Below are 21,251 nucleotides of genomic sequence, written 5' to 3'. Positions count from 1 at the left end.
ATCGTAAATCATATAAACGCAATCTACCCCGCAATAAAAACTTATATCAATCACTTTTTTGATCTATTTTGCAACATCCCTGAACTACAGCCCACATTTATTGGCAATAGACCGGCATAAATCGAGATAAGCCGCATTGGCTTCATTGAGATGGACGCTATAAAGCTTTCCAAAATAAATCAAATATTGCATTTTTTATGACACTATGGCCTCAATGAGTCATCTTCGCGCAGGGCTCAGCAATGCCTGCGACCTCACAGCGTTAGGCGGGAGTTTCCAATGAATTTGGTCATGGGCGTGGACAGCGGCGGTACCAAAACCTTATTGGCGCTGGCGAATAGGCAGGGCGACCTGGCAGGGTATTGGCAGGGAAAAACCCTCGACCCGGCCGCGGATCCCCATTGGGACACGGCCCTTGACCATCTGCTCCGACAGGCAGCCCCCCTGCTGCCCCGGCTGGCGGCAGCCTCGTTCGGTCTGCCGCGCCACGGCGAAATGGAAGAGGACTCCCGACGGCAGGAACAGGTCATCGCGCGGTTAATCAGCGTACCGGCGCAGGTTGATAATGACGTACGCATCGCCTTCGACGGCGCCTTGGGAGGCGAAGCCGGCGTGCTGATCCTCGCCGGCACGGGCTCGATGGCCTGGAGTAGCCGTAACCGCCCCCGGGATCGCCATTATCGCGTAGGGGGATGGGGTGAGGACATTGGCGATGAAGGTAGCGCTTATTGGATTGGCCTACAGGCCATTACCGCTGTCTGCCGGCATCTGGACGGGCGGACTGACGCCCCCGCCCTTTGCCAGACCCTCTGTCAGCATTTCGACATCGTTCCAGATCAACTCATTACCTGGTTTTTTGGTCTCGGCATGCAACGACGCGAGCGCGTTGCCAGCCTGGCGCGCCCGGTGGCGGCGCTGGCCGAAGCGGGGGACGTCGCGGCGCAAACGCTACTGCACCAAGCTGCCGCTCAGCTCGCGGAGCAGCTGCTGGCGGCCTGGGGGCGGCTTGATTTGCCCGGTCCTCCGCGCTGGAGCTACGCCGGCGGGGTATTTAACAGCTCGCTAATGCGTAACGCCGTCAGTGAGAGCGTTGGTCGGCCGCCCGCGCCGCCGCGCCTGCCGCCGGTGGGGGGCGCCCTGCTGCGCGCCGCGCTTCAGGCAGGTTGGCAAGTGGATGACGGCTGGATCGACCGGCTTGCCCGGCAGCTTAATCAACAACAATAACTATTTCATATGGCTCTTTTCACCGCGGGCAAAAGCGCGCGCCCGCTGGAAAAAATCAACATTGTTGTTCATTTCTCTCTGCAAATAATCACAAAACATCAAAAACAATATTGACTATGATTAATATTGCCGCAAGGATGAAAACGCATTACGTCACTCATTAAAAATGTTTCGTCGGCATTGCCCAGCAAGGCATATGCGGGCGATGAATAACGGCCATTATTTTTTGGAGTGTTCGATGAAGCGCATAAAAACCAGAGTCATGAAATCGCTCCTCGCAACGGCATTGCTGGCCTTGATGGCAACGACCCCAGGCGGGCTGTCCGCCGCCAGCGCTGCCGACAGCGGTGCGCTGAGCGGTAAAACCATCACCGTTTTGCTGCCAAGCCCGGGATATCCGCCGGATCAAATCAAACGTTTTGAACAGGAAACCGGTATCCATGTCGATCAGCAAACCCTGGCCTGGGATCAGTTGCGCACCCGCATCGTTACCGCGCTGGTTGCCGGCACGGCGCCGGCGGATGTTATCGAACTGGACTGGTCGTGGGTGGGCCAGTTCGGCGCCGCCGCCTGGCTGGCGCCTCTCGACGGTAAACTTGACGCCGCCCGGCTGAAAAATATTGCTATCACGCCTATTTTCCAATACCAGGGAAAACTGCTGGGCGCGCCGTACAATAACGATTTCAAAATGATGGTGTACAACAAAGCGCAATTTGCCAAAGCGGGAATTACCGAGCCGCCCGCGACTCTCGATCAATTGCTGGCCGACGGCAAGGCGCTAAAAGAAAAGGCGGGTGTGAAATACCCCTTCGGCCTGCCGTTGAGCGTCGGCGAAGCGACGTCCACCGCCTGGTTTTTGTTAACCATGATGCACAATGGCGATCTGTTCACCGCAGATATGAAGCCGGCGTTTACCGATAAGCATTCCGGCGGCTATCAGGCGTTGGCGTTTATCAAGCAAGCCATGGACGCAGGGCTTATCGACCCCGCCGCCACCAATTACGGCAATGAAGAAGTCCGCGCCATGTTCAAGGCCGGCGATAGCAGCATTATCTTGTCCGACGGGCCGGGGCCGCTGGCCACCTATAACGACAAAACTCAATCGAAAGTAGCCGGCGACGCGTTGGCGGCGGTGGTGCCGAATATAACCGGCAAGAGCCGGACCTATGGCCTGCCGGAGGCGCTGGCGATCCCCAAAGCGGCAAAACAGCAACCGGCGGCCCAGACGTTCATCAACTGGATGATGGACCCACAGCACCAAAGCCGGATTTACACCGAGGCGGGGACTTTGCCGACCAGCACACCGGCGCTGGCCGCGCTAAATAAAGAAGGCAAGCTGCTCAGCGGAGAAGCGATTCTCGCCCAAATAAGCGGTATCGGTCCGCTGTTCGCCGGCGGCACGCCGCCCTGGTATCCCGCCTTCAGTAACGGCGCCGCTTCCGCCATCAATGCCCTGGCTAAAGGCCAGATAAGCGTCGATGAGGCGAACAAGACCATCGCTGAAGCCGCGCAAAACGCGATGTCGGGCAATTAATTTTCGGGCGGAGGATGCGCAATGGCGATGAGTATCGAAGCGAACGTCGCGGCAAAGCCGTCCCGAAAAAGCCAACTCCGCCGATTATTGGGAGGTGAGGCGGCGCTGGGCCTGGCGCTATCGTCGCCGGTCGTGGTGCTGATGCTGGCGCTGGTGTTCGTCCCCTTTGTCGTGACCTTGTGGGAAAGCTTTCATCGGGTCAATCCCATGCTACCGGGCACCCCGTTTGTGGGCATCAAAAATTACGTTCAGATGTTCAAAGACGGCCAAGTGCATTCGGCGTGGATCAACACCTGGATTTACGTCATTTTGGCGGTAGTGATCGAAATCCTTGGCGGGCTGGGTGCCGCGCTGCTGTTGAACAAGGTCAAAACCGGTCGGCGCTGGCTGCTGGCCGCAGTGATCCTGCCCTGGGCGTTACCGCCGGTGGTCAACGCCATTATCTGGTCGTGGATTTACAATCCGCATTACGGTTTGCTCAATGGGCTATTGCTGAAGACGGGGCTTATCGAGCAGAGTCACGTCTGGCTTAACGATCGCGCCACCGCGCTGTTTCTTATCGTGCTGGTGCACGTTTGGCGCATGATGCCGCTCAATGCGGTGATCATCCTGGCCGCGCTGCAAACCATCCCCAATGAGCTGTACGAGGCGGCAAAAGTCGACGGCGCCAGCCCGCTGCGCACTTTTCGCATGATCACCCTGCCCCTGATTGGTGGCGCCTTCGGTATCGCGCTAACGCAGTCGACGATCACCGCTTTCAACCTGTTCGACGAAGCGTGGATCCTGACCGGCTCCAGCGCGGCCACCCGCCCGATACAGTCGCAGATCTATATGACGGCGTTTCAGAATCTTAATTTCTCCTACGGGATGGCGATGTCGATCACCGTAATGCTGGTATCGATTATCGTTTCGGCGCTGTATGTGCGTCGTGTGTATCGCGCCACGAGGTATGACTAATGAACCTCTCTTTTCCACGCCGGTTAGCCTTTTGGCTGGGCCTGTGTGTATTGATGGTCTGGACGCTGGGTCCTCTCTACTGGTCCCTGGCCACCAGCCTGATGCGGCCGACCGATCTCGCCACCAGCCCGATAAGTCTGGTGCCGCCCGTGCTGACCCTGGAACATTATAAAAAATTGCTCGGCGGCCTGTTCGGCGTGATCGATAACGATATCTGGCGCGATTTTTCCCGCTCGATGGTCAATAGCGCGGTCCTGGCGCTGGGGGCGACCTTAATTACCGTGGCCGCCGCGGCGTTCTCCGCCTATGCGGCGGTACGTCTGCGCTTCCCAGGGCGCAACCTGGTGTTTATCCTCATCATATCCACCATGGCGGTGCCCGGCTATACGGTGCTTATCCCGCTGTACCGGCTGATGGTGAGCCTGGGTCTGGTGGACACCTATACCGGTATCATTCTGATTTACGTCTCGGCATTTCTGCCGCTGGCCATGTGGCTGATGCGCAGCGTATATGAGTCGCTGCCGGTTTCCGTCGAAGAGGCCGCCTGGATCGATGGCGCGGGCCGTCTGTATACCCTGGTCCGCATTGTGCTGCCCCTCGCGGCGCCGGGGCTTATCGCCGCCGCGATCCTCACTTTTCTCGGCGCCTGGGGGCAATTCTCGGTGCCGTTGGTGTTTGCGCCGACCATCGATACCAAACCCCTGACCGTCCTTATCCCCGAATTCGCCACCAAGAACTATATCGATTATGGGCTTATCAACGCCGCGGGGGTATTAGCGATGATCCCCCCCGCCGCGGTGGTGATATTCCTCAACCGTTACCTGATGCGCGGGCTGATGGCCGGCGCGGGCAAGTAATATTCATCGCTTTGAGAGGAGAAAGATCTTGAGCAAGATTACCCTTATCGGCGCCGGCAGTACCGTCTTCGCGCAGAATATCCTCGGCGATATCCTGAGCAACCCCGAGTTCAGTCACTGCACCATCAGCTTGCAGGATATCGACAGCGACCGGTTGCGCACCTCAGAGATCGTGACGCGCCGTATTTGCGAAGCCCTTTCACTGCCTGATGTCACAGTGGAGGCCACCCTGGACCGGCGCGCCGCGCTTAAAGGCGCGCATTTTGTGTTTCTGATGATGCAGGTGGGCGGGTATCGCCCCTCCACCGTTATCGACTTTGAAATACCCACCCGATTCGGCCTGCGCCAAACCATCGGCGACACGCTGGGGATCGGCGGTATTTTCCGTGCGCTGCGGACCATCCCGGTAATCAAATCCATTTGCGACGACATAGCGGAACTGTGTCCCGACGCGCTGTTGCTTAATTATGTCAACCCCATGGCGATGAACTGCTGGGCCATCAGCACGCTGGCGCCACAAATCAATATGGTCGGCCTGTGCCACAGCGTGCAGCATACCGCGCAGCATTTGGCGGATTGCCTGGAAGAGAAAATAGAAGATATTGACTATCTCTCCGCCGGCATCAATCACGTGGCCTTCTTTCTGAAGTATGCCAAACGCCGGGCCAATGGCTCCCGGGAAGACCTCTACCCGCGCTTGCAGGCCCTGGCCGCCAGCGGTCGGGTGCCCGATGACGATCGCGTACGCTTTGATATGTTGCAACGCTTCGGTTACTTCGTTACCGAATCCAGCGAACACTTCTCCGAATATGTCCCGTGGTACATCAAAAGCGGTCACCCGCAGTTGCTCAGCGAACTCAATATCCCGCTGGATGAATACCCGCGCCGTTGCGAAACGCGGATGGCGGGCTGGCACAGCCTGCGTAAGCAATTAGAAGGCGACACGCCCATTGAAGTCTGTCGGAGTGATGAATATGCAGCCGGCATTCTGCACTCGATGGTGACCGGCCAGTCCAGAGTCATTTATGGCAACGTACGCAATAACGGCCTGATAAAAAACCTGCCCGACAACTGCGTCGTCGAAGTGCCCTGCCACGTAGACCGTAACGGTGTTCAACCCATCGCCGTGGGCGAGATCCCGGCCGAGCTGGCCGCGGTGATACGCATGAGCATCAACGTGCAGGAACTTACCGTACTGGCGGCACTGACCGGCAAAAAGCATTATATTTACCAATCCGCCATGGTCGACCCCCACACGGCGGCTGAGCTGTCGCCGGATCAGATTGTGGCGCTGGTGGATGAGATGATCGCCGCCCACGGCACCCAGTTACCCACCTTCAACTAAGCGGCGGATCCGGCATGTCGACAGTGAAAATTCGCGAACTGCAAAAAACCTACGGCGCCGCGCAGGTACTGCGGGGGATCGATCTGGACATCGAGGACGGCCAGTTTGTGGTGTTGGTCGGCCCTTCCGGCTGCGGTAAATCGACGTTATTGCGCATGATTGCCGGGCTGGAAGAGATCAGCAGCGGCCACATCGCCATCAACGAACGGGTGGTAAACGATTTACCGCCCAAAGAGCGCGATATTGCTATGGTGTTTCAAAACTATGCGCTCTACCCCCACATGACGGTGCGGGATAATATGGCTTTCTCCCTTAAGCTGCGCAATGTCCGGGCGTCGGAAATCAACCAGCGCGTCGAGCAGGTCGCCCAAAGTCTGGGGTTATCGTCGCTGTTGTCGCGCTACCCGCGCCAGCTTTCCGGCGGCCAGCGCCAACGCGTGGCCATGGGCCGCTCGGTGGTGCGTCAGCCGCAGGTTTTCTTGTTTGATGAACCCCTATCCAATCTGGACGCCAAATTGCGCGTGCAGATGCGTTCGGAAATAAAGCAGCTGCACCAGCGTCTGCACACCACCACCGTCTATGTGACCCATGATCAGGTGGAAGCCATGACCATGGGCGACCTGGTGGTGGTGATGCGCGATGGCGTCATCGAGCAGGCGGGCGATCCGCTATCGCTGTATGACTTTCCCGCCAATCAGTTTGTTGCCGGCTTTCTCGGCTCGCCGGCAATGAATTTCCTGTCCGGTATACTGCAAAACGATGGCGGTGAGATCCGTTTTGGCGACGGTGCGGTTGTGCCGCTTTCTCGTCGCTATCCCCAGCGCGACGGGGGGCCGGTGATATTTGGCATCCGTCCCGAGCATCTCATGCCGGCCGATACCGGTATCGCAGCACAGGTGACCGTGGTGGAGCCCACCGGTTCGGAAACCATCGTGATGCTAAGCGCCAATGAACTTAGCGACACCCCCTTTTGCATGGTGCTGCACGAACGCCGTAACCTGCGCCCGGGAGAGCGCGTGTTCCTAATGCCTAAACCGCATTGCGAGCATCTGTTTGAAACCGGTTCCGGCCTGCGGGTGTTGCCGGAAAAGATAAATTGAGCCGCGGCGGCCCGCGCTCAGCCAAATACCATTGCCAGTCTGGTTTTTTTCTGGCATGTTTGCCGTCCATTAATGAGTAAAATCATCTGGCAACCGCGATCAATTACGCATTATTAATCAGGTAATGGACTGCCTTTAGTCACATCGCGCTCGCCACGATGCCGGTAAAGGCCTTTGCATGACAGTGAAAAACGATCGCTTTTCTGCCATACGGCAGCATTTGTACAAAAGCGGCTACAGCACCATTCAGGAGATCGCTTACGCGGTTAGCGCATCCCCGGCCACCATCCGCCGAGATCTTTTGGTGCTGGAACAGCAGGGGTTCATCTCTCGTAACCACGGCGGCGCGCAAATAGCCGAAGATGCCGGCGGCGAAGTCGCATTCGCCATCCGCGAACAGCATAACTTGGCGGCTAAACGCGATATTGCCGAAGCGGCCTTTGCGCGGCTAAAGCCCGGTAGCGCCATTTTCCTGGATGCCGGCACCACCGTATTGCAATTGGCGCGCCGGATCCGCTTGAATCCTCTGCCGTTGTCCATTTTCACCAATTGTGTGACGCTCGCCCAGTTGCTCATGGATGTCGGTGAACTGAAAATTACCCTGCTAGGCGGCCGGCTGCGGCCGGAAAACGCTTCCATGGTCGGTAGCCTGGCGGAGGCCGCCCTTGACCGCCTGCGCTTCGAGCAGCTATTTATGGGAGCCGGCGCTATCGCCGAGGATAATTGTGTTTATACTCAGGACGAAGAGGAAGCGCGTCTTAACGAAAAAATGCTGTCTCGCGCGACCAAAGTTACCCTGCTGGTGGATTCCAGCAAATTCGGCCAGCGCTCCACCTATAAAGTCGCGCGTCTGAATGATGAAATGGACGTCATCACCGACCAGAACCTGCCTGAAAGCTGGACGCTCAAATTGCAGGAGACCGGCTGCCGAGTCCAGCAGGTCGCAAAGAAAGATGAGTGCTACCCTGGTCACCCTGGCTAAATGGGCATCGGAAAATAAGGGCGCTTTAGCCTCGTCCAGCCTGCGACAATGGCTCGCGTTCACTCGTTATGCGGCAGCTAAAATCTGTATGATGGACATCAAATGCCGGTATAACGTTGACTGCCTACGCGGCAGCTTAGAAATTATGGCAACGTTTGGCTCGAAAGATTTGAAAGTTCACTTCTGCTAGGCGGCTTATAAGGTGATACCAGTGGTTCATCATGCCAAGGCTGTTCACTGCCTGTATCACAGCAGCAGGATCCTGCTGGAGACAGACTAAAGAATTTACGGCGAATCACCATTTGTTTTGCATGCCGCTCATGCGTTAAACGATCCAATGATTGCACAACCACTAAACGCTTAATATCTTATTTATGACACGAAACCAAAGTTTACGGCCATGAAATCTTGGTAAAGCATACAGTATTGAGTTTGTCATTACGTATAAATTGATGTCATTGAGCCAATAATCACCGGTTAATAACGCTTCGACATGCGTACCGCATATGTATAAGGGCGAATACAAGGAAACCTTTGTGAAGGACGATGTAGTCATTCAAAGATTATTTCGACGTCAATTGCCAAGGGGATGTGGCACCCGATTTTTAAATGTGGGGTTATCGATAAAGAGCGAAAACTTCACAATTGACTAGTCTGTTATAGGTTTTAGCTGTTAACAACTTCGCCCCTCCCTGTGCATACCACCTTCAACCAACAAAACTAACTGACATCAATCACCGTCCAACCTCTAGGCACAATTTATCGTGTCTGAAGTTCTTTGCGTAGCACACGCTTTATCCATGTGGCCAGTGTTTTGTCACCGTCTTTGTGGCTTGTTCTTCTAACTGCGCTCGCAACTCGTGGGAAAGTCGTGTTTGATACCGGTCTGTTTTCAACTTTTTGATTGATATCGTAATTACAAAATCCTCATAGGGTGTGAATGTAATTACATCGCAATGACATGCCATTTTGCAACTGTAAAAAAGCAAAGCTCAGCAGTGCTAGGAACACTAACCGGGCTTATGACCACAACATTTAGAAGATTAATGCTTTAGCTGACATAGGTAGTAACACGGGAATGCATTACCAATCACTGCCGAATTGCGAGTGTCTTTATTCCGCCATGAATGCTGCGCTTGCTCATTTAGATCTCTCAAGCATGGATGATGACGTATTTTTGTTGGTCGCAGAATACTCCGGCGAAACGGGTGCCGGACTTTGTCACTGTCTACATTTTATTGGCGAGGCACTTGTTGCCAGCAGTTAACGATATATGCGAATCTACGCCTGAGAGCTTATGCCCGTTATGACATGGGTTAACTGCCATTAGCTTACTGCTTCCTGCCCTAAACGATATACAAAGACGCGCACACGTATCAGACCGCGATCCGATTGATTAAATTGGCATTTTTTTGGTTAAAGCTCTGCCGTTAATTATTTTCGGTTAGGGCTTTCTTACCATCATGTGGGAGTAAAAACCACAGTTAGCAAGCAAACTTCCGCCACTAAATACTTGAAGATAATTAAACGATTTTAGGGTGAATTCGCTTTCAACTCGTGGAAAGTCTCCATCACATTTCCAAGTAAATTGATGGAAGTTCACACCCTACCTTCAGATGAAATTTCCCAGCATCTTTGGACAGCGCATGAACCAGCATCTTACTAAAACCGTAGTGTCCTTCTGCTGAAACAACCTCAGGCGGCATAGCTTAACTGCGCCTCTTGATTAACCATCTCATTTATTTACATCACTCATCCCTTTTGGCCGCCATTAATGCCACCTGTAACGCCTCTTTGGTCAACGGCACACAATACGCCGGCATTCCCCGCTCAAAACGCCACCCTTCGGACAGCGGGCCGGCATCAACGGTGTCAAAGCCGAAGGCGTCGTAAAGCGATGCGGCCAGCCTTTTACCTTCTTCTTCATCCCCTGCCAGGGGTAATGCGCGCCGATCCAGCGCACCTGCCGGCAGGCCGTCGCTTTCGAGATCCGTCATGGGAATAGCATTGAACGCCTTAATGATTTTCGCCTCAGGTAAATAGCTGGCCAAAAGCTCGCTGGTCGTTGTCTGCCGGCCCTCCAGCGCCGCCACTTTTCCATCCCGTTCGGGATAATAGTTCACCGCGTCAAAAATCCATTTTCCTTTAAGATAAGCCACCGGCAGCGAACCCAACGCGGACAGCGGGACAGCGATCACGACGATATCGCCAAAGCGGGCGGCGTCCTCCGCCGTGCCTGTCTCGCAGCCAATCATGGCGCGCAGGCTGAAAAGGGTCTGCGGCCCGCGCGAATTACTCAGCATAACGCGATGCCCCTGGCCGATGGCCAGTTTGGCGATGGCCCGGCCGACAAAGCCGGCGCCGATGATGCCAATATTCATTTGTCACCTCTTAGAAATCTCACCAAAGAGAACTTACTATGATTCGCTCCTAAATGAAGATAAATCGTAGTATTGTTGTTTTAAAAACAACTCATAGGAGCGAATGGTGGATAGACTGGTCAGCATGAGAATATTTGTTAAAGCCGCACAGCTAGGCTCCTTTGCCGCCGTGGCCGACGCGCTGGGGCTGTCACCGCAAATGGTCGCCAAGCATGTCGCGGCGCTTGAGTCCCACCTCGGTACGCCCTTGATCCACCGCACCACCCGTCGTCAACACCTGACGGATATTGGACGCATGTATTACGATCGATGCCAAATTGTCCTCACCGAGGTGGAAGAAGCGGATGCCATTGTACTGGACATGAAAGCCACCCCCGCCGGCATTATCCGGGTGAATGCGCCCGTGACGTTCGGCACCCATGCGCTTTCGCCTTTCATCACGCGTTATCTTGGCGATTATCCCGAGGTTGAGGTGGAATTGACGTTAAGCGATCGCATCGTCAATCCCGCCGAGGAAAACGTTGAAGTCATTATTCGGATAGGCGAGCTGACGGACAGCGCCATGGTGGCCTGGCCGCTTTCGTCGTATAAGATCATCGCCTGCGCCTCCCCCGCTTATCTCGCTCGGCGAGGATCGCCCCAAATACCGGCCGACCTCCATCATCATGACTGTCTGGTCTACGGATTCTGGTCGGCATCCCTACCCTGTCGCTGGATTTTTTCCCAAGACGGCCGGCAAGAGGAAGTGAGACCCGAAGGCCGTTTTCGATCGAACGATTGGAAAGCCCTGATGCAGGCGGCGGTCGCCGGGTACGGGGTCACGCTTGGCCCGGAGGACGTGCTGAAAGATGAAATCAATAAGGGCAATTTGGTCAGAGTGCTGCCTGATTATGACGGCCCATCACGCCCGATGCATGTGCTCGTGCCGGCGGCAAGAAAACAAACGGTCAAAATCAGATGCTTCACCCAGGCGCTTAGGGCGGCGTTCCCCCCCGGAGCAAAGACGGACCTTCGTCAAGCCGTTTAAGCCCATCACCCTACCCCTGGAAACGCTTCTCACCGATGAGAAGCCTAAACAGGTCAAACAACCCTATCGCCGGGTCGCCACACATCGTCAGGCGTGATTATTTTCTTTGTCGTGGCCGCGGCGCGTTGCAATGCGCCGGGCAAACTGGCCCGCGACCGCGGCCTCTCCTGATGAGCTATCGAAGCTAGCTGCCCGCCGCCGTCACCTCCCCTGTCACGCCGCGCCGTACTGATCCCCCCGGCCGTTGGCCCGGCGTTTGCGCGGTCATTCCACGAGGGCTTTTTTCAGAACGGCAAAGGTGAGTCCGGGCTGCGTCGGGATGCCGAACCGCGTGTCGGAGACGGGAAAAGGTTCAGTCTCACCGGTGCGACGATAACCGCGACGCTCATACCAGTCGAGCAGGGTGTCGCGCGCCTCTATGACCGTCATTTTCACCGTACGGCCGCCGCGTGCCAGGATCCAGCCTTCCGCCGCGGCCAAAAGTCGGCGGCCGAATTGCTGATTCTGCCGCTGCGGCGCGATCGCCAGCGAACCGAGGTACCACGTATCCTCGGCGCCCGGCTCCAGCCAGACGCAACCTTCAATCTGATCTTTCGGCTGCCAGACCAGTAGCGTCGCATGGGGCTTGTCCTGTATTTCCTGGCGCAGCGTCGCCTCGCTTATCCGCTCGCCGTCAATGAGACCGGCTTCCGTTGTCCAGCCCGCCTCCGCGCCATGGCCGCGATAGGCCCGGTTCAGCAGCGATACTACGGCCGATACATCCGCCTCCGCCACCGGCCGCAGGTCGAGGGCGCGGCGGCGCGCGGCCCGCTCGGTCAGCGACTGTTCGGCCAAGCGATGCTCCAAGGCCTCGATGTGATCGATGAAGAATCCGGGCACGTCGCCGATCAGCTCGCGCAGGAGGCTATCCAGCAGCGGCCACACCACTTTTTGCCCCTGTGCCACGGCGGTTTTACCGGCATCGGTCAGCGCGACCAGCGATTGCCGTTTATCGGCATCGTCCTTCCTTATTAAAACCAGGCCGGCTTCCGCCAGTTTGGCGACGCTTTTGGTCATGGCGGGTTGGCTAATGTTAATTGCCCGCGACAGCTCCCCCACGGTGAGATGGGATTTACCTTCAAGTAACGCCAATATGGGAAAAAGCCCGGGCGTCACATAGGTACCGGTCCGTTCGGCAAGCAGACTGGCGTCGGTTTGCAACTGCTCGGCCAAGCGCTTGAGGCGGCTGCCGAGGAAAGCGTAAGGATGCTGCGAAAGAATATCCATGCGTGGTCTCCCGTAGTTGCATAACGGGTTATATAATCACATTTCCATTAATTGTCAATAAGACTCCCTTTAAGCGTCATTGCGCACCGTAATCGGCATACAAGGCTGGCGATCGCAGGCCAAAAGCGGCGCCACGATCGCCACACCGTTGCCAAAACCCAGTTAATATGGAACTTTATGTTGCCAAAAGCGTTTGTCGACGGCGATTCGTGAAACCGGCAGGCGTCGCGATAATTACCCCGGAGCGTTTATCCCGCGCTGGCGGGATCCGTAACGGGCAACTGCCGCGTCCTCGCGAGCTCCACCGCCATCGCCACTACCGCGCTTGCCAGCTCGCTGTGATCATGGGATATGCGGATATGGGTCTGCGGCAGCGCGGGCAGGCGTGCCGTGTCCGGCACCTCGATCAGCTCGTTATGCGCCAGCGATAAGGACAGAGGCAGTGCGGCTACGGCAAGATCGGCGCGCAGCGCGGCGGCCTGTCCGATAAGCGTATCGCTGCCGTATGCGATGCGGTATGCCCGTCCCGATGCGTTTAATGCCTTCAGAGCAACCTCGCGCCAGGCGCAGCCCGTCGCCGCCACGGCCAGCGGCAGAGGATCGTGGGAGGACGCGCGCCCGCCGCGCGCCATCAGCCACACCAGCGGTTCCGACCAGATTTTTTGTGAAGGAAAAGCGGGTTCGCCCACATCATTAAACAGCAACACATTGCTCTGTCCCGCCGAAAAACCTCGCTGGACGTCCGACGATGCGCCAAGCCGCACGTCGACGCGGATGCGCGGATAACGCTCCGCCAGCCGCCGCAACAGGCCCGGCACCAGTGAGATACCCAAATCGTGGGCTGCCGCCAGCACCAATCCCCCCGTGAGCGTGGATCCGCGAAACAGGGCCACGGTCTCGTCGTTAAGGGACAGCAGTTTACGGGCTTGGTACAGCAGCACATCGCCTTGCTCGGTCAGTTCCACCCGCCGCGCATTGCGCTCAAGCAATCTCTGGCCCAGCTGCTCTTCAAGCTTGCCAATTTGCAGGCTGACCGCCGAGGGCGATAGGTGAACGCTCGCCGCCGCCTGCCGAAATGAGCCGGTGTCGTGAATCGCGACAAAACTGCGCAACGCATCAAGATTCAGGGTGCGCATCGGTATAACGTCGTCCATCGTTGAGTTTTCCTGATTCATTAGGCGACTTAATCTCGTTTTACTAATCCTTGATCGTCCCTTACCCTTTTGTCAACCCATGGACCACCGACAAGCACGGCTATGACATCTGCATCGCGACACCTGTTCCCCGGCCTGTTATGGGCCGCCACGGCAATCTTCATCTGGTCTGGCTCACTTATCCTGTTGCGCCTGGGCGTCTCCACCGGTCTGACGGCTTATGATCTGACCGCCCTGCGGTTCGGGGTAGCGGCGGCGATCCTGCTGCCGGTCATCCTCCGGCAAGGCATCAGCGTTCATCCTCCCGGCTGGATCCCTGCTCTTGTGCTGATCGCATTGTTCGGTGCGCCCTATGTCCTGATGTTATCGCTGGCGGTCAAGACGGCCCCCGCCGCCGCCACGGGCGCCCTCAACCCCGGCGTGATGGCGATAGCCGCGGTCATTATTGCCCGAGTCAGCGAGCGCCAGCCCCTCACCCCGGCGCGGCGCGCAGGTATCGCGCTGACCGCCCTCGGCGTTAGCGGGTTTGTCTTGACGGGAGGGGGCATTAGCGCCGGGCATAGGGTGTTAATGGCGACCGGGGTGATGTGGGCGGGATATGCCGCCGTTATCCGCGCCACACGCCTGCCGGCGCTCAACGCCACCGCCCTGGTCGCAGTGGGTTCCGCCGTGCTTTACCTGCCCGTTTACGCCGTGGCGTTGCCGAAACAGATCGCGGCGACGCCGTTACCGGATCTGCTTTTGCAGGCCTTCTTCCAGGGCTTTCTGGTCACCACCGTCGCGGTGTATGCCTTTAACCGTTCGGCGGAACTGTTGGGCTCGGTAGCGGCAACAAGCTTGCCCGCGTTGATGCCCGTCGTCACGCTGGGGCTTGAGGTCTTGGTGTTGGGGCAAACGCCCACGTCGAAGGAGATGATAAGCGCCTGCCTCGTTACCGCCGGGATAGCCCTTCTGCTGGCGGGGCCTGCGCTGGCAGCGATCCTGCGCCGCCGATCGCCCGCGGGCAAGTAACGGCCTGTCGCCTTTGCTGCCGCTATCGGGCCTACGCCGTCGTCGCTGACGCCATCCCGGCCGGCAAAACCCTTATCAATCCATCAAGGAGTAAAAAAGTGGCAAATTTCGTTCTCGTCCACGGTGCTTATCAGGGCGCCTGGGTATACGCGCGGGTCGCCCGTCAACTGCGCGCCGCCGGTCACGAGGTCTATATACCGACGTTAACCGGCCTCGGCGAACGCGCGCATTTAGTCCATTGCGGCATTAATCTGGATACGCACATTCAGGACATCATCAACGTATTCAACTATGAAAACATTACCGAGGCGATACTGTGCGGCCACTCCTATGGCGGGATGGTCATTACGGGCGTTGCCAACGCCATCGGCGAGCGGATCCGTTCGCTCTGCTACATTGACGCTTATGCGCCCCAGGCCGGTCAGTCTCTGTTTAGCATCACGGGGGCGGATATTGCGCACGCTTTTCTTGACCAGGCCAATGAACACGGCGGCATGCTGCCGCCGATCCCGGCGGCGTTATTTAACGTGAACGCGTCTGATGCCCCTTGGGTCGATGCCATGTCGGTACCGCAGCCGCTGGCCACGTTCGTCCAGGGGGTGGGGGTGGAATCTGTGACGGTGACCCAGCGGACCTATATCTTTGCCACCGCCAACGGCGGTGATTGGTTGGCATCGACCTACGCCCGCGTCAAAGATGATCCGCAATGGCAGGTATACGCGCTGGCGTGCGGCCACGCCATCATGCTGGACAAACCGGAGGAATTAACCGCGATCCTGCTGGCGGAAACGGCGGTTTCATCAGTCGGTCCGCAGGCAAGCATTGCCCAGTAAGGATAACGCGTTAGAGAAATAAATGACGCCGCCGGTCCGCCGGCCATGCACGCGCTATCGGCTAAAGCTGCTCTCACGCCCGGGCGCCGGAGCGATAGCCCGCTCGGGCGCCGAGCCCATAATAAGTATCGTCATTCACCGCGCACAGAGACCTGGCTCAAGTGCAGCATGTTGGTGTTTACAATGGCGATATTCACTTCAAACGGCGTGCCGTCGTCGAGATAGACCACTTCATAAAGCTCCATCATGGCGGCATTGTCAGCGATATTCATATATTTCATCATCTCGGCATCGGTGGCGTTGAACGCATGGAAATTCTGATCGCGTTTGTAGACCTTCTTGCCGGTGATGCGCTCGATATAAGAATATTTTGAATTCTCCAGCTCCTTGAATTCGATGGATTTGAACAACGACACCGGGAAGTGAATATATTCCAGAGAAACGGGAATATCGTCGAAACTCATAAGGCGCAAAATTTTATACACCTGATCGCTGTTTTTTATCCTTAAGGCCTGTGCCATTGCAGCGTCAGGCACGGTCACAATACTGGCGGAAATCACTTTACGGCCGGCGCGATGGCCCCCTTTCTGGGCCTGATAGTCAAATGGGGACAGCGCGTGGAATCGTCCCGATTGATTATTTTTACCAATAGAGCCAATAAAGATACCCGAACCCTTGATGCGATATATCCGCCGTTGATCAATCAAGATACGCGTCGCTTCACGCACCGTAGCGCGGGTAATATTCAGCGCCTTGGCGATAGCGATTTCAGTGTCCAGTTTATCGCCGGGTTGCAGTTTTTTTTCCTTAATTTTCCCGAGGATATAGTCGATAACCTCTTTTTGTTTTTCGGTTACATTGTCGGTCATCTCGTTATCTACCGCCGCGTTATCAGGTTGTTCATGCCAAGGCCTGTCTACTGGACAGAGGAAAAGGTGGCTACGCACCGGCGCGATGCGCGTCATAAATGTGATCTAGTTAACAGCTTTACGGTTCAGCCCTGCTGTCTGCTCATCTTTCTAATCCTACCTCTTGTGTATAGTCACGTCTAGGTGCATTCTTAAGATGACTATACAAATTTAATATGTACATACCACTACCAAACGTAGTGAATTGAGGATTAACGACGGCAGCACGCAGCGAACGCGTCAGCCGCCTCTTTGCCAATAGGGGACCACCGTGGAACATCAGTCGCTCGCTAACGCCATACGTTTTTTAAGTATCGATGCCGTGCAAAAGGCCAACTCCGGCCACCCCGGCGCTCCGCTGGGCATGGCGGATATGGCGACCGTGTTATGGCGGGATTTTTTGCAGCACAACCCGGCGGATCCCAACTGGATCAATCGCGACCGTTTCGTATTGTCCAACGGCCACAGCTCGATGCTGCTGTACGCTTTGCTGCATTTAACCGGTTATGACCTGAGCATCGAGGATTTACAGAATTTCCGCCAGCTGCACTCGAAAACGCCCGGCCACCCCGAATATGGCTATACGCCCGGCGTGGAAACCACCTCCGGGCCGCTTGGGCAAGGCATCGCCAATGCGGTCGGCATGGCGCTGGCGGAGAAAGTCCTGGCAGCGGAGTTTAACCGCGAAGGTTATCCGGTCGTCTCTCATTACACCTATGCTTTTCTCGGTGATGGCTGTTTGATGGAGGGGATTTCCCACGAGGCCTGCTCCCTTGCCGGTACCCTGAAATTGGGAAAACTGATTGCGCTGTGGGATGACAACAATATTTCCATAGACGGACACGTCGACGGTTGGTTCGCCGATGATACCCCGGCCCGTTTTCGCGCCTATGGCTGGCACGTGATTGATAATATCGATGGCCAGGATGCAAAGCAGGTCGCCGCGGCGTTGGACAGCGCCCGCAGTCGGCAGGACAAACCCACCCTGCTTTGCTGTAAAACCACCATCGGTTACGGTTCGCCCAATAAAGCGGATAGCCATGACAGCCATGGCTCCCCGTTAGGTCAAGAGGAAGTGGCGCTGGTCAGGGAAGCGTTGGCATGGCCCCATGCCCCCTTCGACATTCCGTCAGAAATCTATGCCCAATGGGACGCGCGCGCCAAAGGTGCCGCCGCCCAGGCCGGCTGGGAGACACTTTTTGCCGAATATCGGTCGGCCTATCCGAGGGAAGCGGCCGAACTGCTGCGGCGCAGCCTGAAAGCGTTACCCGACGACTGGCGGCAAAACAGCCAGGACTATATTCGCGGGCTGCAGGATGAACCGGCAGCGCTGGCGACGCGCCAGGCCAGCCAACAGACGCTTAACCACTTTGTTCAGTGGTTGCCGGAGCTGCTCGGCGGCTCGGCGGACCTTTCGCCCTCGAATTTGACCCGCCACGCTAATGCCCGTGATATCACGCCCGCGAACGCATCAGGCAATTATATTTCCTACGGCGTTCGGGAATTCGGCATGTCCGCTATTATGAACGGGGTGGCGTTGCACGGCGGGTTTATTCCCTATGGCGGCACCTTCCTGATGTTTATGGAATACGCCCGCAATGCGGTGCGCATGGCCGCGTTAATGAAGATCCGCAGCATCTTCGTTTACACCCATGATTCCATTGGGCTGGGGGAAGACGGCCCCACGCACCAACCCGTCGAGCAGCTTGCCGCCTTACGCCTGACGCCCAATATGGAAACCTGGCGCGGCTGCGACCGGGTCGAAGCCGCCGTCTCCTGGCAGCAGGCCATTGAGCGAACAGACGGCCCTAGCGCGTTGATCTTTACGCGGCAACCTTTGCAACAGCAGCCCCGCAGCGCGCGGCAGTTGGAGAGTATCGCCCGGGGCGGCTATATATTGCGCGATTGTGAGGGAACGCCTGAACTTATCATTATTTCGAGCGGCTCGGAAATTGAGCTGGCCGTCTATGCTGCCGCACAGCTTGACGAAGAGGGGAAACGGGTGCGCGTTGTTTCCATGCCCTGCACCGAACGCTTTGAAAAACAGGATGCCGCCTGGCGCGAAAGCGTCCTGCCCGCCGCCGTGCGTAAACGCTTGGTGATCGAGGCCAGCATCGAGGGTTTCTGGCGCGGTTATGCGGGGCTGGACGGTAACGTCATCGGCATGCGCAGCTTTGGCGAATCCGCGCCGGCGGCGGTGTTGTTCGGGCATTTTGGCTTCACGCAAGAGAACGCCCTGTCGACCGCCCGCGGCTTGCTGGAAAATTAATCGGCGCACGCATGCGCCAGACCAATGCCGCGCGAGAGCACCTTTGGCGGCATTCAACGTCAATGACTTTATGGGTGAGATATGTCAGCGCTATCAACGTGGTTAAATGAAAATCGTATTCAATATGTCAACGCCGTCGACGATTGGCAGGCGGCGTTGGCGCTGGTTGCACGTCCGTTATTGGACGATGGCACCATTACGGCTGATTACGTGGCCAACATTATTAAACAACGGCAGGCTGTCGGCCCCTATTTCGTCATCGCGCCTCGCATTGCCATGCCTCATGCGCGGCCTGAAGAAGGCGCCAACAAATTGGGTCTATCATTACTTAAACTGCGCGACAGCGTCTCATTCGGTTCGCAGGAAAACGATCCGGTCGATGTGATTGTGATGTTTGCCGCGCCGGATAAAGATAGCCACGTGGAGCTCATTTCTACATTGGCAGAATTTTTGTCGGATGACGCCGTCATGGACAAGGTATTCAAGGCGCAGAGTCAACCGGAATTAAGCAAAATCGTCAACGATTTTAGCTAACTATCGGCGATTGTTTTTACTACGACCAATGAGGTGAATCATGAAAATTATGGCGGTTTGCGGCGCCGGTTTAGGCAGCAGCTTTATGATGGAAATGAATATTAAGAAAGTCCTCAAGAATCTTAATATTACTGCGGATGTTGAACATTCTGACCTGGGTTCGGTCACGCCGGACGCGGCGGACGTATTTGTCATGGGCAGAGATATTGCCTATAGCGCCAACTTACCTGAAAGTAAGCTCATCGTTGTCAACAGCATCATCGACATCAAAGAGCTTGAAACAAAGATTAGCGACTACTTTCAGAAAAAATAATAAATCTTATCGCTGAGGTTATCATGTTTATACAAAACCTTTTATCGGTCGTGGTCGATATACTAAAGGTGCCCTCAATTTTAGTCGGGCTGGTGGCGTTATTCGGTCTGGTCGCGCAGAAGAAGCCTTTTCCGGATGTGATAAAGGGGACGGTTAAAACCATCCTGGGGTTCCTGGTATTGGCCGGTGGGGCGGCGGTGCTGGTAGGCTCATTGACCCCGCTCGGCGATATTTTCAAACATGCCTTCAATGTCCAAGGGATTATCCCCAACAATGAAGCCATGGTATCTATTGCCCTGGCGAAATACGGCGCCCCCACCACGCTTATCATGGCGTTTGGCATGGTGGCCAATATCATAGTCGCGCGCTTTACCCGGCTTAAATTTATCTATCTCTCAGGTCATGTCACTTTCTATATGGCCTGTATGGTGGCGATTATTCTGTCGGTGGCCGGCTTTGAAGGTATCCAACTTATCTATACCGGCTCGTTGGCGTTAGGCCTGCTGATGGCGTTTTTCCCGGCCATCGCCCAGCCCTATATGCGCAAAATCATCGGCAATGACCAGGTGGCGCTAGCCCATACCGGTACGGTGGGATATGTCCTATCCGGTTGGATTGGATCTTTGGTAGGCAAAGGATCGAAGTCGACCGAAGAGATGAACATGCCAAAAAACCTGAGTTTTTTGCGCGACAGCACCATCTCCATCTCCCTGACCATGATGATTATCTATTTTATTTTGTCGCTCTCGGCGGGAAAAGAGTACGTAGAAAGTCAGTTTAGCCAGGGGCAAAATTATCTGGTGTATTCATTTGTTCAAGCCATCACCTTTGCCGCCGGCGTGTTCATCATCCTGCAGGGCGTGCGGTTAATTTTGGCGGAAATCGTGCCGGCGTTTACCGGTTTTTCGGAAAAGCTGGTACCGGACGCCCGGCCGGCGCTGGACTGCCCGATCGTCTATCCTTATGCCCCCAACGCCGTATTACTGGGCTTCATATTCAGCTTTATCGGTGGCCTGGTCGGGCTTTTTGTCCTCGGGCAGCTCAATTGGGTATTAATTTTACCGGGTGTCGTACCGCACTTCTTCTGCGGCGCCACCGCCGGCGTCTTCGGTAACGCGACCGGCGGCAGGCGCGGCGCTATGGTCGGCGCCTTCGCTCACGGCGTGCTGATTACCTTCCTGCCCGTAGCGCTGTTGCCCGTACTCGGCGCGATGGGGCTGACCAATACGACCTTCTCGGATACCGATTTCGGTGTGGTGGGGATATTGCTGGGTAATATGGCGGGTTTTCTGAATAAAGGGACGATCACCATGGTGATTACCGGCGTATTCGTATTGCTGGTGATCTATAACGTTTTCGCCAAGAAAAAAACCGCGCCGGAAGAAAGCGAGGTTTAACGACGAGCGTGTCATACCACGGCCAGGATAGGGAGGTTAACGCTCCGCGGCCGTGATCATCAGTCTTTAGCGGCCACGGTGGTGATACCTCCGTGGCCGTAGTCATTATGGCTGACCAGCGCGGGCATAATTCCGCCCGCAGCCTGCCCTTCAGCAAGA

18 protein-coding genes are annotated in these 21,251 nt (G+C 56.3%); 14 read left to right on the top strand and 4 right to left on the bottom strand.

The annotated features are described in order from the left end of the window. Nucleotides 1-279: 279 nt before the first annotated feature. The 7 genes from SANT_RS03655 to SANT_RS03625 all read left to right on the top strand — a co-directional run bounded on the left by SANT_RS03655 (nucleotide 280) and on the right by SANT_RS03625 (nucleotide 7,999). Complete coding sequence (locus SANT_RS03655; RefSeq protein ID WP_025420952.1) at nucleotides 280-1,224, top strand: BadF/BadG/BcrA/BcrD ATPase family protein; 945 nt, start codon at nucleotides 280-282, stop codon at nucleotides 1,222-1,224. A gap of 238 nt (nucleotides 1,225-1,462) precedes the next feature. Further along, entirely contained in the window at nucleotides 1,463-2,758 is a 1,296-nt protein-coding gene (locus tag SANT_RS03650) for an ABC transporter substrate-binding protein (protein ID WP_200867270.1), read from the top strand. A 21-nt stretch (nucleotides 2,759-2,779) separates the two neighbouring features. Next, nucleotides 2,780-3,715 (top strand): carbohydrate ABC transporter permease, encoded by a 936-nt coding sequence (locus tag SANT_RS03645; RefSeq protein WP_025420950.1) that lies wholly within the window; start codon nucleotides 2,780-2,782, stop codon nucleotides 3,713-3,715. Further along, a complete protein-coding gene (locus SANT_RS03640; protein WP_025420949.1) occupies nucleotides 3,715-4,572 on the top strand; it encodes a carbohydrate ABC transporter permease in 858 nt (285 codons plus the stop codon). The genes SANT_RS03645 and SANT_RS03640 overlap by 1 nt, the downstream gene beginning before the upstream one ends. Nucleotides 4,573-4,600: 28 nt before the next feature. Then, nucleotides 4,601-5,917, top strand: coding sequence for an alpha-glucosidase/alpha-galactosidase (locus SANT_RS03635; protein WP_025420948.1), 1,317 nt, complete (start codon nucleotides 4,601-4,603; stop codon nucleotides 5,915-5,917). Nucleotides 5,918-5,931: 14 nt separating this feature from the next. Next, entirely contained in the window at nucleotides 5,932-7,017 is a 1,086-nt protein-coding gene (locus SANT_RS03630; RefSeq protein WP_025420947.1) for an ABC transporter ATP-binding protein, read from the top strand. 178 nt (nucleotides 7,018-7,195) lie between these two features. Next, the gene (locus SANT_RS03625) at nucleotides 7,196-7,999 is read left to right on the top strand and encodes a DeoR/GlpR family DNA-binding transcription regulator (protein WP_038668170.1); all 804 of its coding nucleotides are present in this window, start codon (nucleotides 7,196-7,198) and stop codon (nucleotides 7,997-7,999) included. 1,748 nt (nucleotides 8,000-9,747) lie between these two features. On the opposite strand, the gene SANT_RS03620 is transcribed toward SANT_RS03625, so the two are convergent. Then, nucleotides 9,748-10,380: an NADPH-dependent F420 reductase gene (locus tag SANT_RS03620; protein WP_025420945.1), complete on the bottom strand. Its 633-nt coding sequence runs from the start codon at nucleotides 10,378-10,380 to the stop codon at nucleotides 9,748-9,750. Nucleotides 10,381-10,486: 106 nt separating this feature from the next. Between SANT_RS03620 and SANT_RS03615 the strand changes: the two genes are divergently transcribed. Next, nucleotides 10,487-11,407, top strand: coding sequence for a LysR family transcriptional regulator (locus SANT_RS03615; protein WP_025420944.1), 921 nt, complete (start codon nucleotides 10,487-10,489; stop codon nucleotides 11,405-11,407). A gap of 264 nt (nucleotides 11,408-11,671) precedes the next feature. On the opposite strand, the gene SANT_RS03610 is transcribed toward SANT_RS03615, so the two are convergent. Both SANT_RS03610 and SANT_RS03605 read right to left on the bottom strand, forming a co-directional pair. Continuing rightward, complete coding sequence (locus SANT_RS03610; RefSeq protein WP_025420943.1) at nucleotides 11,672-12,673, bottom strand: bifunctional helix-turn-helix transcriptional regulator/GNAT family N-acetyltransferase; 1,002 nt, start codon at nucleotides 12,671-12,673, stop codon at nucleotides 11,672-11,674. Between the two features lie 248 nt (nucleotides 12,674-12,921). Further along, on the bottom strand, nucleotides 12,922-13,827 hold the full coding sequence (locus SANT_RS03605) for a LysR family transcriptional regulator (protein ID WP_038669121.1): 906 nt from the start codon (nucleotides 13,825-13,827) through the stop codon (nucleotides 12,922-12,924). 102 nt (nucleotides 13,828-13,929) lie between these two features. Between SANT_RS03605 and SANT_RS03600 the strand changes: the two genes are divergently transcribed. After that, nucleotides 13,930-14,838: a DMT family transporter gene (locus SANT_RS03600; RefSeq protein WP_025420941.1), complete on the top strand. Its 909-nt coding sequence runs from the start codon at nucleotides 13,930-13,932 to the stop codon at nucleotides 14,836-14,838. Between the two features lie 98 nt (nucleotides 14,839-14,936). Then, complete coding sequence (locus SANT_RS03595) at nucleotides 14,937-15,671, top strand: alpha/beta fold hydrolase (protein WP_025420940.1); 735 nt, start codon at nucleotides 14,937-14,939, stop codon at nucleotides 15,669-15,671. Nucleotides 15,672-15,802: 131 nt separating this feature from the next. On the opposite strand, the gene SANT_RS03590 is transcribed toward SANT_RS03595, so the two are convergent. Then, nucleotides 15,803-16,540 carry a GntR family transcriptional regulator gene (locus SANT_RS03590; protein WP_025420939.1) on the bottom strand — a complete coding sequence of 246 codons (738 nt, stop codon included), beginning with the start codon at nucleotides 16,538-16,540 and terminating at the stop codon, nucleotides 15,803-15,805. A gap of 310 nt (nucleotides 16,541-16,850) precedes the next feature. On the opposite strand from SANT_RS03590, the gene tkt reads away from it, so the two are divergent. From tkt to SANT_RS03570, 4 genes are all read left to right on the top strand, one after another. Continuing rightward, nucleotides 16,851-18,848 carry a transketolase gene (gene tkt, locus SANT_RS03585; protein WP_025420938.1) on the top strand — a complete coding sequence of 666 codons (1,998 nt, stop codon included), beginning with the start codon at nucleotides 16,851-16,853 and terminating at the stop codon, nucleotides 18,846-18,848. A gap of 81 nt (nucleotides 18,849-18,929) precedes the next feature. Then, nucleotides 18,930-19,382 carry a PTS sugar transporter subunit IIA gene (locus SANT_RS03580; RefSeq protein WP_025420937.1) on the top strand — a complete coding sequence of 151 codons (453 nt, stop codon included), beginning with the start codon at nucleotides 18,930-18,932 and terminating at the stop codon, nucleotides 19,380-19,382. A gap of 40 nt (nucleotides 19,383-19,422) precedes the next feature. Continuing rightward, the gene (locus tag SANT_RS03575) at nucleotides 19,423-19,695 is read left to right on the top strand and encodes a PTS sugar transporter subunit IIB (protein ID WP_025420936.1); all 273 of its coding nucleotides are present in this window, start codon (nucleotides 19,423-19,425) and stop codon (nucleotides 19,693-19,695) included. Nucleotides 19,696-19,718: 23 nt separating this feature from the next. Next, nucleotides 19,719-21,092 carry a PTS ascorbate transporter subunit IIC gene (locus tag SANT_RS03570; RefSeq protein ID WP_025420935.1) on the top strand — a complete coding sequence of 458 codons (1,374 nt, stop codon included), beginning with the start codon at nucleotides 19,719-19,721 and terminating at the stop codon, nucleotides 21,090-21,092. The last annotated feature ends 159 nt before the right edge of the window (nucleotides 21,093-21,251 follow it).

Origin of the sequence: Sodalis praecaptivus (genome assembly GCF_000517425.1) — a bacterium.
In the GTDB taxonomy this organism is placed as follows: domain Bacteria; phylum Pseudomonadota; class Gammaproteobacteria; order Enterobacterales; family Enterobacteriaceae; genus Sodalis_A; species Sodalis_A praecaptivus.
The sequence above is the reverse complement of the archived record's forward strand: the minus strand, read 5'-3'. Positions and strand labels throughout refer to the sequence as shown.